The sequence below is a fragment of the Pseudomonas sp. GM49 genome, from assembly GCF_000282355.1.
In the GTDB taxonomy this organism is placed as follows: Bacteria; Pseudomonadota; Gammaproteobacteria; order Pseudomonadales; family Pseudomonadaceae; genus Aquipseudomonas.
The window spans coordinates 1-13226 of the sequence record NZ_AKJL01000044.1 but is presented as its reverse complement, the minus strand read 5'-3'; the positions used below and the strand labels follow the sequence as shown (position 1 = coordinate 13226).

At 61.0% G+C, this 13226-nt stretch carries 11 protein-coding genes; 6 read left to right on the top strand and 5 right to left on the bottom strand.

Annotation, left to right across the window (positions count from 1 at the left end):
- The first annotated feature begins 188 nt into the window (after positions 1–188).
- Both PMI29_RS24920 and PMI29_RS24925 read left to right on the top strand, forming a co-directional pair.
- Positions 189–1586, top strand: coding sequence for an MFS transporter (locus PMI29_RS24920; protein ID WP_007994643.1), 1398 nt, complete (start codon positions 189–191; stop codon positions 1584–1586).
- A gap of 9 nt (positions 1587–1595) precedes the next feature.
- The gene (locus PMI29_RS24925) at positions 1596–2114 is read left to right on the top strand and encodes a single-stranded DNA-binding protein (protein WP_007984430.1); all 519 of its coding nucleotides are present in this window, start codon (positions 1596–1598) and stop codon (positions 2112–2114) included.
- Positions 2115–2204: 90 nt separating this feature from the next.
- On the opposite strand, the gene PMI29_RS24930 is transcribed toward PMI29_RS24925, so the two are convergent.
- The gene (locus tag PMI29_RS24930) at positions 2205–2753 is read right to left on the bottom strand and encodes a cysteine hydrolase family protein (RefSeq protein ID WP_007994642.1); all 549 of its coding nucleotides are present in this window, start codon (positions 2751–2753) and stop codon (positions 2205–2207) included.
- A gap of 102 nt (positions 2754–2855) precedes the next feature.
- Here PMI29_RS24930 and PMI29_RS24935 point away from each other — a divergent pair, with 102 nt between their 5' ends.
- The 3 genes from PMI29_RS24935 (at position 2856) to PMI29_RS24945 (ending at position 6016) form a co-directional block, all read left to right on the top strand.
- On the top strand, positions 2856–3848 hold the full coding sequence (locus PMI29_RS24935; RefSeq protein WP_007994641.1) for a GlxA family transcriptional regulator: 993 nt from the start codon (positions 2856–2858) through the stop codon (positions 3846–3848).
- A gap of 301 nt (positions 3849–4149) precedes the next feature.
- Positions 4150–5259 carry a DUF3182 family protein gene (locus PMI29_RS24940; protein WP_007994640.1) on the top strand — a complete coding sequence of 370 codons (1110 nt, stop codon included), beginning with the start codon at positions 4150–4152 and terminating at the stop codon, positions 5257–5259.
- Entirely contained in the window at positions 5249–6016 is a 768-nt protein-coding gene (locus PMI29_RS24945) for an alpha/beta hydrolase family protein (protein WP_007994638.1), read from the top strand. Before PMI29_RS24940 ends, PMI29_RS24945 begins: the two co-directional genes overlap by 11 nt.
- 140 nt (positions 6017–6156) lie before the next feature.
- Here the strand turns inward: PMI29_RS24945 and PMI29_RS24950 are convergent, their stop codons facing one another.
- The 4 genes from PMI29_RS24950 to PMI29_RS24965 form a co-directional block, all read right to left on the bottom strand.
- Entirely contained in the window at positions 6157–7143 is a 987-nt protein-coding gene (locus tag PMI29_RS24950) for a lysylphosphatidylglycerol synthase domain-containing protein (protein ID WP_007994637.1), read from the bottom strand.
- Positions 7130–8422 (bottom strand): cardiolipin synthase ClsB, encoded by a 1293-nt coding sequence (gene clsB, locus PMI29_RS24955; protein WP_007994635.1) that lies wholly within the window; start codon positions 8420–8422, stop codon positions 7130–7132. Before clsB ends, PMI29_RS24950 begins: the two co-directional genes overlap by 14 nt.
- A complete protein-coding gene (locus tag PMI29_RS24960; protein WP_007994632.1) occupies positions 8419–9231 on the bottom strand; it encodes an endonuclease/exonuclease/phosphatase family protein in 813 nt (270 codons plus the stop codon). The genes clsB and PMI29_RS24960 overlap by 4 nt, the downstream gene beginning before the upstream one ends.
- A 203-nt stretch (positions 9232–9434) precedes the next feature.
- Positions 9435–10646 carry an MFS transporter gene (locus PMI29_RS24965; protein ID WP_007994630.1) on the bottom strand — a complete coding sequence of 404 codons (1212 nt, stop codon included), beginning with the start codon at positions 10644–10646 and terminating at the stop codon, positions 9435–9437.
- Between the two features lie 220 nt (positions 10647–10866).
- Between PMI29_RS24965 and PMI29_RS24970 the strand changes: the two genes are divergently transcribed.
- Complete coding sequence (locus tag PMI29_RS24970; protein WP_007994628.1) at positions 10867–12987, top strand: mechanosensitive ion channel family protein; 2121 nt, start codon at positions 10867–10869, stop codon at positions 12985–12987.
- Positions 12988–13226 lie beyond the last annotated feature (239 nt).

Below are 13226 nucleotides of genomic sequence, written 5' to 3'. Positions count from 1 at the left end.
GGCCTCGCTTGGCGGGCGTCGAAAACGTAGGAGTATACGGCCAAATACTGGATGGATGCACACTATCAAACGAGAGGGTTACTGTCTTACATGAAGAGTGTGTCAGCAATGCGCGTCAAAGCGTCGCGATATACCCCGCCAATCGATGGGGCTGGTAGAATCGGCGCCGGTTCACATGAGGTTTTTCCATGCACGATCCCCACAGCGAGCGCATGAGTGGCTGCGAGACCCGCGCAGCAAGCGGTCTGGCCCTGGTGTTCGCCTTCCGTATGCTTGGCATGTTCATGGTGTTGCCGGTACTGGCGACCTATGGGATGGATCTGGCCGGGGCTACACCGGCCCTGATCGGCCTGGCGATTGGCGCTTATGGCCTGACCCAGGCAGTTTTCCAGATTCCGTTCGGTTTCATTTCCGACCGCATCGGTCGACGCCCGGTGATTTACCTGGGCTTGATCGTCTTTGCCCTCGGCAGTCTGCTGGCCGCCAATGCCGATTCGATCTGGGGCGTGATCGCCGGGCGAATCCTGCAGGGCGCCGGGGCGATTTCCGCGGCGGTCATGGCCTTGCTGTCCGACCTGACCCGCGAGCAACACCGGACCAAGGCCATGGCCATGATCGGCATGACCATCGGCCTGTCGTTTGCGGTGGCCATGGTGGTCGGCCCGCTGCTGACCCGTGCCTTCGGGCTGTCCGGGCTGTTCCTTGCCACCGGCGGCATGGCGCTGTTCGGCATCGTGATCGTGATGTTCATGGTGCCGCGCTCCACCGGCCCGTTGCAGCACCGCGAATCCGGTATCGCGCGCCAGGCGCTGATCCCGACACTCAAGCATCCGGACCTGCTGCGTCTGGACCTGGGCATTTTTGTGTTGCACGCGATGTTGATGTCCAGCTTCGTCGCCTTGCCGCTGGCGCTGGTCGAGAAAGCCGGGCTGCCCAAAGAGCAGCACTGGTGGGTGTACCTGACCGCGCTGCTGATTTCTTTCTTCGCCATGATCCCGTTCATTATCTATGGCGAGAAGAAACGCAAAATGAAACGAGTTTTACTCGGCGCCGTCGTGACGTTGATGCTCACTGAGCTATTCTTCTGGCAGTTCGGCGATAGCTTGCGGGCTCTGGTGATCGGTACGGTGGTGTTCTTCACCGCATTCAATCTGCTGGAAGCTTCGTTGCCATCGCTGATCAGCAAGGTTTCACCGGCAGGCGGCAAGGGCACGGCGATGGGCGTTTATTCCACCAGTCAGTTCCTGGGCTCGGCACTGGGGGGAATCCTCGGTGGCTGGCTGTTCCAGCATGGCGGTCTGTCGGTTGTGTTCCTCGGATGCGCCGGTCTGGCTGCCCTCTGGCTGGCCTTTGCTGTTACCATGCGTGAACCTCCCTACGTCACAAGCCTGCGCTTGCCGTTGTCGCCCGAGGCGATCCGCGAAGCGGGTCTGGTCGAGCGCCTGAAGGCGGTCGTAGGGGTAACAGATGCAGTCATCGTCGCAGATGAGGCGGCGATTTACATCAAACTGGACACCGAACTATTGGATCGCACCACCCTTGAGTGCCTGGTGAACAACCCGGCCGGGGCAGCGTGCGTAGCCTAGGAGAACGTTATGGCCCGTGGGGTTAACAAAGTCATATTGGTCGGCACTTGCGGCCAGGATCCCGAAGTTCGCTACTTGCCTAACGGTAATGCCGTGACCAACCTGAGTCTGGCGACCAGCGAACAGTGGACCGACAAGCAAACCGGTCAGAAAGTCGAAAAGACCGAATGGCACCGTGTGTCGATGTTCGGCAAAGTGGCGGAAATCGCCGGCGAATACCTGCGTAAAGGTTCGCAGGTGTACATCGAAGGCAAGCTGCAGACCCGCGAGTGGGAAAAAGACGGTATCAAGCGTTACACCACCGAAATCGTGGTCGACATGCAAGGCACCATGCAACTGCTGGGCGGCCGTCCACAGGGCGACCAGCAAGGCCAGGGCGGCGGTAACAACTACCAGCAATCCGCTCCGCGCCAGCAGGCTCCGCGTCCACAGCAGTCGGCGCCGCAACAGTCGCGCCCGGCGCCACAGCAGGCAGCTCCTCAGCCGGCTCCGGATTTCGACAGCTTTGATGACGATATTCCGTTCTAAAGCAGCTGCAAGCCTCAAGCTGACAAAACAAAACCCGCACTTCGGTCTGAAGTGCGGGTTTTTTATGGACGGTGGAATTTAATCGCCGACTCAGGCCGCGATGAACTCGTCGGTCGAGACAACGCTGGCATACGCAAACGCCAGGGCCGCCATGAAAGCTGCATGAACCTGCGCCGCCGGAACCGTCACGCCATTGAACTCCAGGTCACGGGTGGCGCAGGCGTCGTGGATCACTGTGACCTTATAGCCAAAGTCTGCCGCCGCACGAGTGATGCCATCGATGCACATGTGGCTCATGCTGCCCACGACCACCAGTTCCTTGATGTCTTGCTCGTCGAGGATCGATTTCAGCCCGGTTTCGCGGAATGAATTGACGAAGTGCTTGAGCACCACCGGTTCGTCGGCGCGGTTGAGGACTTTGGGGTGCAGCTTCGCGCCTTCGGAGTTCGGGGTAAAAAACGGCGCCTCTTCGGTGGTGAATTCGTGGCGGATGTGCACCACCGGATCCCCCGCGTCGCGGAAGGCCTTGATCAGGCGTGCGGCGTTGTCGGCGGCGTCGTCGGCGCCAACCAGCGGCCACTTGCCTTGGGGGAAGTAGTCATTCTGGATATCGACTACGATGAGCGCTTGCTTGGCCATGACTGTTTCCTCGAAGTGTGTGTTGGCTGTGGAATGAAGTATTGGCTCTGGCAGGCGATCCGGGGATTGGCCGCACCGACAATAGAAGGGGGAAAACTGACAATGGACGCAGAAAGGGCAATCGCCGAACTGGGGGTGTTGATCTATCCCGGCGCGCAGATGGCGGCGGTGCATGGGTTGACGGATTTGTTCGGGGTGGCGAACCGGATCGCCGCCGAACATCAGTCTGCGCAGTTGCCGCTGCTGCGGGTCAGCCATTGGCAGGTCGAAGGCGATCAGGCGCCGGTTCGGGTCTTCGACAGCCATCCTGGCCCGGACCGCGCGCTGGTGGCCGTGTTGATTCCGCCGTCGATCACCGGTTTTTCCGAGGACAAGGCGCCACAGGGATTGATCCACTGGTTGCGTCAGCAACATGCCAGTGGCGCGACGCTGGGCGGGGTTTGCGTGGGGTCTATCCTGTTGGCCGAAAGCGGTCTGCTCGATGGTCGCAGCGCCACCACCCATTGGACCTCGGCCAAAGCCTTCGCCGAACGTTATCCGGCGATCCGGCTCAAGGCCGATACGCCGATTGTCGATGACGGCGACCTGATTACCACCGCCGGGCTGATGGCCTGGTCCGAATTGGGTCTGCGCCTGGTCAACCGGCTGCTGGGGCCGAGCATCGCCACCAATACCGCACGTTTTCTGGTGGTGGAGCACAGCGATAGCGCCAGCGAGTGCGGCAGCAACTTCGCGCCGATCCTCAGCCACGGCGATGCCGCGATCCTCAAAGTGCAACACTGGCTGCAAAGCACCGGGGCGACGGATGTGTCGCTGGCGACGATGGCCGAAAAGGCTGGCCTGGAAGAACGCACCTTTCTGCGCCGCTTTCGCGCGGCCACCGGGCTCAAGCCCACCGAATACTGCCAGCATCTGCGAGTCGGCAAGGCCCGTGAAATGCTCGAATTCACCAACGGCACTATCGACCACATTGCCTGGACGGTGGGTTATCAGGACCCTGGAGCGTTTCGCGCGACGTTCAGGAAAATCACCGGGCTGGCGCCAAGTGATTATCGGACGCGGTTCGGGGTGACGCCGGGTGTCGCGGTACGGTAAGTGGTACAGCGAAAATCCGGTGTGGGAGCGAGCTTGCTCGCGATGAGGGCATGACATTCAACATTGATGTGCCTGACACACCGCTATCGCGAGCAAGCTCGCTCCCACAGGGGCGGGTATGCGGGCTGGAGTCGTGCAAAATGCCGGCAAATCAAAGGGCATCGTGCAGAATAAAACAGGCCTCATGCCATCATGTTTTACCCAATCGGCTGATTTGAAAGGTATTTCCCTGTACTGCACCTTGGCCTGATCTCTGCACTCCTTCCGCTACATTCATCAAGCGTCGATTGAAGGGGGAAGCATGACCCCGACAAACCGCAAGAAACTGGTGGTCGCCCATTCGGTGCTCACCGATGCGCCGCTGCATGAAGTCGAAACCAACCGTGCGCTGGCCCGTTGGCTGGCGCAGATATTGGGGCTCAAGTACGGCGGCAGCTACGATCCGCAGTTGCACGAAGGGCGGGACCTCTACCTGTTGCCGACCCGGACTCTGGTGGGCGCTGCGGCTGCCCGGCAACTGGGGATCAAGGGGCCGGAGGACTTGTGGGGCGGTTATGTCGACCACGACTTCATCTGCACCAAAGCCATCAGTCACGGCTTGTTGAACCACGATGCCCATGCACCACCAGGCTGGGCGCCGTTGTTTTCCGAGCGGGTGCGCAGCGTAGTGCTCGACGGCCTCAGCGTGTTTTCCCTGAAGGATGCACGGCCGGCGGCAGAACATTTGTTGTACGCCGGGCCGATCCGCCTGAAGCCGATTCATGCCTGCGCCGGACGTGGTCAGGAAGTGATCAACAGCCTCGACCGGTTCGACGAGATGCTTGCCAGGCCTGACGCCAAAAAACTGTTCAGTGAAGGCGTCGTGCTGGAGCAGGATCTCGACCAGGTGATCACCCACAGCGTCGGCCAGAGTTTTATCGGCAACAAGGTACTCAGTTACTGCGGTGATCAATACCTGACCCAGGACGCTCAGGGTGAACAGGTGTATGGCGGGTCCAGGCTGCTGGTGGTGCCGGGTGGCTATGACCAATTGCTGAAGCTGGATCTGCCGGAAGACGTGCGCCTGGCGATCCATCAGGCTCAGGTTTTCGACAAGGCGGCGGATGAAGCCTATCCGGGTTTTTATGCATCGCGGCGCAACTACGACATTGCCCAGGGCGTTGACAGTGACGGCCAGCCGCGCAGTGGCGTGCTCGAACAGTCCTGGCGCATGGGCGGTGCCAGCAGCGCCGAGGTGGCGGCCTTGCAGAGTTTCGTCAACGATCCGGGGATGCGGGCGATTCGTGTGGCTTCGGTGGAAACCTACATCGATCAGCCGCTGCCGGTAGACGCCATCGAGGTATACCGCGGGCCGGCGCATACCAATGACTTTCTCCTCAAGTACGTAACGGTTGAATCCTATGACGGCTAGAAGCGAATCCATTCAGATCGACATAGACAATGAACACATGAGCGGGACTTTTCTGAGTCCCAAATCGAAGGTCCCCGGCGTGCTCTTCGTGCACGGCTGGGGCGGTAGTCAGGAACGGGACCTGGAACGCGCCAAAGGCATCGCCGGTTTGGGCTGTGTGTGCCTGACCTTTGACCTGCGCGGGCACACCGGTGGCACCGGCGGCACCGGCATTCCATTGTCCCGGGTGACCCGGGAAGACAATTTGCGTGACTTGCTGGCGGCCTATGACCGTTTGCTCGCGCACCCGGCCCTCGATACCTCGGCGATTGCCGTGGTCGGCACCAGTTACGGTGGTTATCTGGCCGCGATTCTGACCTCGCTCAGGCCCGTTCGCTGGCTGGCACTGCGGGTGCCGGCGCTGTATCGCGACGAGCAATGGCACACGCCGAAGCGCGATCTGGACAAGCTGGATCTGCGCGATTACCGAAGCACCCTGGTGTGCGTCGACAGCAATCGTGCCTTGCATGCCTGTTCGCTGTTCACCGGGGATGTGCTGTTGGTGCAGTCAGAGACTGACGAACACGTGCCCCACGCGACGATCATGAGTTACCGCGCGGCCTGCCAGCAGACTCACTCGCTGACCCACCGCATCATCGACGGTGCCGACCATGGATTGAGCGACCCGGTTTCACAGCAGGCTTACACCTCGATTCTGGTGGGCTGGATTACCGAGATGGTGGTGGGGGAGCGGTTGAGCATTATTCAATCGTCCTGAGATTTGCGCTGTGCTTTCGGACGCCTTCGCGGGCAAGCCCGCTCCCACAGTGGGCCCGTGTGAACTCACAATGTATGACTTACGCAGATCAAAGGTGGGAGCGAGCTTGCTCGCGATGGCGGTCCTGGATGCACCACAAATTATTTGGATTTCTTCGCAATCCGTAACGACTTGGCCTTGGCTTCCACCAGCAGGTACATCACCAGGGCAATCAACAACGGCAGGATGAAATAAATCGCCCGATAGGCCAGCAAGCCCGCCACCAGGCTGCCCCGCGAAAACTCGTGTTGCAGCAGCGCAACGAACACCGCCTCGAGCACGCCGAGCCCGGCCGGGATGTGCGTGATGACTCCGGCGATGGCGCTGATCAACAACACCCCGAGCACCAGTGGATAGTCGAGCTTGCCCGGCAGCAACATGAAAATCACCGCTGCCATCAGCGACCAGTTCAGTGCCCCGAGCGCCAGTTGCAGCACCGCCATGCGTAGCGACGGCAGGTCGATTTCCATGCCGCGAATCGCCCACTCCCGACGTTTGGCAAACCTGCACGCCGCCAGGTACCCGGCGCTCAGCAGCAATAACAAGACCCCCACGCCTTGCAGCGCGCTACTGCTGAGTTTCCAGCCCGGCGGCATGCGCACCAGCCCGCTGCTGAACACTGCGCCGGCAATCACCATGTAGCCGAACCAGTTGGTTGCCAGGCTCAGTCCGAGAATTTTCGCGATGTTGCTCTTGCTCACCCCGAGCCGCGAATACAACCGGTAACGCATGGCGATGCCGCCGACCCAGGCGCTTAGATTCAGGTTAAAGGCATAGCTGATGATTCCCACGGGCAGGATCTGTTTCCACGTCAGGTTCTGGCGGATGTAGGTGCGGCCGATAAGGTCAAAGCAGGCGTACACCAGAAAACTCACCAGGGTCAGCCCCGACGCAATGATCAGCGTACGCACCTTGAAATCGGCCAGGTTATCGAACACTTCGTCCCACTCGATGCGCTGGGCGAGCATTGTGAACAGCACGATCAGCATCAGGAAAAACAGCATCGTCAGCGGTCGTTTCCAGCGGCTCCAGTGGGGCTTGCCCGAGTGTTTGGCGGAGGCTGACGCGTGGCTCTCAGCGCGGTTCATGGTCAGCGCTCCCGGTCGGAGGAGGGAAGGGTTTCAGGCGAGGTTTATGCGCCGGCAGCCAACCGGCCCACGCCGGGAAATGCCGCAGGAAGTGAAACACCAGAAAACCGACGGTCATGTGCCAGACGCGACCTCGTGGCGCGATATCGGGAGACATGGCCTTGCAATGGTTGTCGCTGAGGTCTTCCAGGCGATCGAACAAATGACGATTGAAGCCTTGGTCGCGGATCAGCACGTTGGCTTCCAGATTCATCGACAGGCTCAACGGGTCCAGGTTGCTGGAACCGACGGTGCTCCAGTCTTCGTCCACCAGCGCGACTTTGCCGTGCAGCGGGCGGTCGCAATATTCGTAGATCTTCACCCCGGACTTGAGCAGGTAATCGTAAGTCATGCGCGCGGCGAGCCTGGCCACCGGCATGTCTGGCTGTCCCTGCAGGATCAGCCGCACATCAACGCCACGGCGGGCCGCGTTGCGGATCTCGCGCAGCAAGCGGAAACCGGGAAAGAAGTAGGCGTTGGCGATCACCACCCTGCGCTGTGCCTGACGCAACACCTGGCGGTAAACCTCTTCGATGTCGTTCGGGTGTTCCCCGTTGTCGCGGTACACCAACCGCACCTGGCCATCATGATCGTTGAGGGCCAGTTCCGAACGTCGCACCCGGCGCCGCTGCCACCAGTATTTTGCCCGCACCGGGCGACCACATTGCAGCAGGGCGAAGTGATGGATATCGGCAACGGCCGGACCCTGAACTTCTACGGAATAATCCTGTTTGGCCTCGGGACCGAAGTCGGCCAGATGATCGGCGGAAAAGTTGATCCCGCCGACGAATGCGACGCTGCCATCCACCACCACAATCTTGCGGTGCAGGCGCCGGAACCAGTTGGTGCGGATGCCCAGGCGTTTCGGTGCCGGGTCGAACATTTGCAGGTGCACGCCGGCTGCGGTCAGGGCGGTGAGGAATCCGCTACTCAGTTCGCCACAGCCAAAACCGTCGAGGCTGACGGTGGTGCGAACACCACGTTGAGCGGCTTCGATCAGGATTTGTTGCAGCTCATTGCCGACCTTGTCCTCGAACAGAATGAAGGTTTCCAGCAGGATTTCACTTTGCGCCCGGCGCAGGGCTTCAAAAACCCGGGGAAAATACGCTTCGCCGTTTTCCAGCAACTCGACGCGATTGCTGCCTTGCCAGCCGTATTCGATATCGACCGCTATTGGCTCGCGGGTGGGCGGAGCAGGGATGTGTTCCAGCGTGGTTTTTTCCATCGACTGGCTGCTCATAGCTCGATCTCCACCGACAGTGGGACGTGGTCGGAAAGGTGCGACCAGGGCCGGATTTTCAGCACGCGTGGATGGCTGGCCTTGAGGTTGCGCACGTAGATACGGTCCAGGCGCAATACCGGCAAGCGCGCGGGGAAACTGCGCGCCGGTTTGCCATGGTGCGCGGCGAAGACTTCACGCAAACCGCTGGGCTTGAGCAACGCATCGGCGCGCTGGCGCCAGTCGTTGAAGTCGCCGGCGACGATCACTGGGGCATCGCCCGGCAGGGCGTCCAGACGCTGGGCGAGCAATTTCAGTTGTGCCGTGCGGTGGGTTTCGCGCAACCCCAGATGCACGCAAATCGTATGCACCTCCTGGCCGTCGCCGGGCAAACGCAACACGCAATGCAACAGCCCGCGGTTCTCGTGCCCGCTGATGGACACGTCGAGGTTGTCGTGGCGGATGATCTGGAATTTCGACAACAGCGCATTGCCGTGATCGCCCGCCGGATACACCGCATTGCGTCCATAGGCGAACTGCGGCCACAGGGTGTCGGCGAGGAACTCGTATTGCGGCATCGCTGGCCAGTTGGTGTAGCGCCTGGGGTGCTGCTCGTGGGTGCCGTGGACTTCCTGCAAAAACACCACGTCGGCAGACACGCTGCGCACCGCTTCACGCAGTTCCGGCAGGATGAAACGCCGGTTCAGCGCGGTGAAACCTTTATGGGTGTTGACCGTCAGCACCGTGAAACGACAAGTGACGGACGGACCCTGTACCGGCAAGTCGGTTGCATTTGAGTGTGCGGGAATACCGGTGTGATTCGCTGTCATGTCACCTGTCGCCTGACTACCCCTGTCTTTGGGTGACTGCGGGGTAGCGGCGAAAGTTTCGATGGGACTACGGACGGTACATTTTCTACAGAGCACCACCGAACAAGTGTGGGAGCGAGCTTGCTCGCGAAAGCGGTGTGTCAGTCACCTCATTGTTGAGTGTGCCGACGCCTTCGCGAGCAAGCCCGCTCCCACAGGGTTTATCAGTGTCCTGTTACAACGCGTGAGGAGCCTTCAGCCGGTTCGGCATACACCGGGCCGAGGCGATCAAGACGACCACTCCACGCGGTCAATGCCAGCGCCACCAGCACCACCAGGCCACCGATCCACGCGGTATGAATCAACCCCATGTGGGCGACGATTAGGCCACCGCCCCAGGCACCACCGGCAATGCCGAGGTTGAACGCCGCGATGTTCAGGCCGGATGCCACATCCACGGCCTGCGGTGTGTGATGTTCGGCCTGGCGCACCACGTACACCTGCAATCCCGGCACGTTGCCGAATGCCACGGCACCCCAGACCAGCACGGTGGCCAGCGCCAGCCAAGGATTTCCGGCAGTGAAGGTCAGCGCGAACAGCACGGCGGCGAGCAGGGCAAAAATGAGTTTCAGGGCGCTGATCGGACCGCGTTTGTCCGCCAGTTTGCCGCCCCAGATATTGCCGACGGCCACGGAGATGCCATAGACCAGCAACACCAGGCTGACGGTGCTGGCGCTGAAGCCGGAGAGGTCCTGAAGAATCGGCGCGAGAAAGGTAAAGGCGGTGAACGAGCCGCCGTAGCCAACGGCCGTCATCGCATACACCAGCAACAGGCGAGGTTGCTTGAGCACCTGCAATTGCTGCAACAACGACGCGGGTTTGCTGTGGGCGATATTTTTCGGCACGTAGATCAGGCTGCCGATGAAGGCGATGACACCCAGTGCCGAAACGGCAAGGAAGGTTTCACGCCAGCCGAAATGCTGGCCGATGAATGTCCCCAGCGGCACGCCGGTGACCAGCGCCACGGTCAGGCCGGTGAACATGATGGCAATCGCGCTGGCGGCTTTTTCCTTCGGCACTAGACTGGTTGCGATGGTCGAGCCGATCGAGAAAAACACCCCGTGGGCCAGGCCGGTGACAATCCGGGCGAGGATCAACGACTCGTAGCTCGGTGCTTGCCACGCCAGCAGGTTGCCGAGGGTGAACAGCACCATCAGCGACAACAGCAGCAATTTGCGCGGCACCTTGCCGGTGAGGGCGGTCAGCACCGGGGCGCCGACGGCGACGCCAAGGGCATACAGGCTGACCAGCAGGCCGGCGGACGGCAGACTGACGCCGAGGTCGGCGCCGATGGTGGGTAACAGGCCAACGATGACGAACTCGGTCGTCCCGATGGCGAAGGCGCTGAGGGTCAGCGCGAGCAGGGCAATGGGCATGGCTGCAACTCCGGTGGTTGATTCGATGGAGCGCAGTGTCGGGGTTTGGCTCGTACGGAAAAATACAGGGATGGGCATTTGATATTTGCGTACAGATCAAATATCGCGAAGGCGGGTGCATACTTGTGGCGCCGCCATCCGGCGATCCGCTGGCAATGCCCGAACTTGCCCGGCATTTCTCGATCAGTTCCTTACAGACACAGCCAAAGGAGCGGGTGCTTTGATCAGGCTCAAGAGCGCGATACTGCTGGGGGCGTTACTGCTTCTGGGCAGCGAGGAACTGGAAGCTGCCGCGATACCGGGGCTGCCGGCCGCCGCGACACCGCTGGCCCACCCCGAGCCGCTGGTACAGGGCGGTTTGCTCGGTGCCATCAGTTCAAGCATCGACGAGGCCCAGAGCAAACTCGATCTCAACGAAAATCTGGTCGACACCTGGCGCCTGCGTGCCGATCGCGCAGCCGAAGAAGTGGAGCAACTGGTCAATCAGCCATCGGCCCGTTCGCCCTGGAGCGTCGCCGGGGATTTCCTGCTGCTGACCTGCGTGTGGGCGGCCGTGTTTGCCGGGCTTTGGCTGCTTGGGCGGCTGACCGCCAGACGCCTGTGTGAGCAGCGATTACTGCTCAGTCGCGAACGGGGCCAGGCATTGCTCGGTTACGTGCTGCCCTACGCCCTTCCGGCAGTGGTCAGTCTGCCGTTGACGATTTATGCCAGCCAGTTTTTGCCGATATCGGCGGGCCGGGCGTTGGCGCTGTGTCTGGCTTATGCCACAAGCGCGGGGATCTTTGCCGCGTCATTGGTGATGTCGCTGATGGTGATATTCAATGCCGGCCACAAGCGCCGCGCGGTGCAGATCATCCGTGAGAAAAGTCCCTGGCCGTTGTTCGGTATCGGCTTTCTGGTGGCCTTGAGCGATGCTCTGACCAGCCCGCAGATCGCCCATCAGTTGGGCAACAATCTCACCAGCAGCATCGCCGTGTTTACCGGGTTGGCCGCGTCGATTTCCTTCGGCTTGCTGGTGATTCGCATGCGTCGTCCGGTAGCCCATGTGATCCGCATCCTGCCGCTGGCCCAGCGCCTCAGTCAGCCGGCGTTGCGTGAAACCCTGCGGATATTTTCCGGGCTCTGGTACTGGCCGATTCTGTTGATGGTACTGGTTTCGATCATCAACCTGATCGGTGCCGGGGCGGACAATCAGAGAGTGCTGCGCAGCGCCTTGTTCACCACGGTGCTGCTGATTGCCACGGTGTTTCTCAGCACCACGCTGCATCATCTGTTCAAGGCGCGCAGCGAGTCGGACCTGCGCCGCAGCGGCGCCTACAAGGAGCGCTTCCTCAACCTTTCCCACGCCTTGCTGCGCATCGGCATGGCCGTGGTCTTCATCGATATTCTCGGGCGGATCTGGGGCGTATCGCTGTTCGAGTTTGCGGTGAGCAATGCCGTGGGCCGGGCGATCAGTGATTCCCTGAGCCACATCGGCCTGATCCTGCTGGTGACCTGGATGGTCTGGGTGGTGCTCGACACGGCGATTCAGGAGGCCCTGAAACCGCCGACCAACAAACGCTCGGCGCGCCAGCCCAGTACGCGGGTGAAAACCATCCTGCCACTGCTGCGCAACGCGATCAAAATCATCCTGGTGGTGATTTGCGCGATCACTACCATGGCCAACCTGGGGATCAACGTCGCGCCGTTCCTGGCCGGTGCCGGGGTCATCGGCCTGGCAATCGGATTCGGTTCCCAGCAACTGGTGCAGGACGTGATTACCGGGCTGTTCATCATCATCGAAGACACCCTGTCCATCGGTGACTGGGTGGTGCTCGATTCCGGTCACGCAGGTACCGTCGAAGGCCTGACCATCCGCACCTTGCGCCTGCGCGACGGCAAGGGCTTCGTGCACTCGGTGCCGTTTGGCCAGATCAAGGCCGTGACCAACCAATCGCGGCAATTCGCCTATGCGTTTTTCTCGGTGCAATTCACCTACGACACCGATGTCGACAAGGCCATCGAACTGATCCGCGAGGCCGGGCATTCCATCAGCAGCGACCCGTTCCTGCGCTACAACCTTCAAGGGCCGCTGGATGTGTTTGGCGTCGACAAAATGGACCTCAACGGCGTGGTGTTGACCGCGCAATTCCGTACGGTGTCCGGTGGCCAATATGCAGTGAGCCGGGCCTTCAACCAGCGTTTGAAAAAGCTTGTGGATAACTGCCCGTGGGTGCATTTCGCGCAAACTTATCCACAGCAGGCGCTGGTGCCGCGGCATCCGGTCGAGCCACCGCTGGAGGCTGGAGCTGAGCCGGAGCATGCGGCGGTGCTGATGCCGGATCGGCCGCGGTCTCAATAGTTTTTTGTCGACAGTACTGGCCTCTTCGCGGGCAAGCCCGCTCCCACAGGGGGATTTGCGAACGACACAAATCAACTGTGGGAGCGAGCTTGCTCGCGATGGGGCCGGTCCAGACGACATTAATGCCGGATCAGCTTGCTGCGCACTTCGGCACTAGCCTGCTGATCCAGCTCCCCCCAAAACTGTTGATTGCCGGCAATCTCGGCAGCGACCGGCAACCCGTCGCGATACACCAGCCG

What these genes read in the sequence shown, in the direction of transcription:
- PMI29_RS24965 (WP_007994630.1), bottom strand. Translation starts at nt 10,646, where the DNA reads ATGCCCATTGCCCTGCTCGCGCTGACCCTCAGCGCCTTCGCCATCGGG.
- PMI29_RS24925 (WP_007984430.1), top strand. Translation starts at nt 1,596, where the DNA reads ATGGCCCGTGGGGTTAACAAAGTCATATTGGTCGGCACTTGCGGCCAG.
- PMI29_RS24945 (WP_007994638.1), top strand. Translation starts at nt 5,249, where the DNA reads ATGACGGCTAGAAGCGAATCCATTCAGATCGACATAGACAATGAACAC.
- PMI29_RS24950 (WP_007994637.1), bottom strand. Translation starts at nt 7,143, where the DNA reads ATGAACCGCGCTGAGAGCCACGCGTCAGCCTCCGCCAAACACTCGGGC.
- PMI29_RS24920 (WP_007994643.1), top strand. Translation starts at nt 189, where the DNA reads ATGCACGATCCCCACAGCGAGCGCATGAGTGGCTGCGAGACCCGCGCA.
- PMI29_RS24930 (WP_007994642.1), bottom strand. Translation starts at nt 2,753, where the DNA reads ATGGCCAAGCAAGCGCTCATCGTAGTCGATATCCAGAATGACTACTTC.
- PMI29_RS24940 (WP_007994640.1), top strand. Translation starts at nt 4,150, where the DNA reads ATGACCCCGACAAACCGCAAGAAACTGGTGGTCGCCCATTCGGTGCTC.
- clsB (WP_007994635.1), bottom strand. Translation starts at nt 8,422, where the DNA reads ATGAGCAGCCAGTCGATGGAAAAAACCACGCTGGAACACATCCCTGCT.
- PMI29_RS24960 (WP_007994632.1), bottom strand. Translation starts at nt 9,231, where the DNA reads ATGACAGCGAATCACACCGGTATTCCCGCACACTCAAATGCAACCGAC.
- PMI29_RS24935 (WP_007994641.1), top strand. Translation starts at nt 2,856, where the DNA reads ATGGACGCAGAAAGGGCAATCGCCGAACTGGGGGTGTTGATCTATCCC.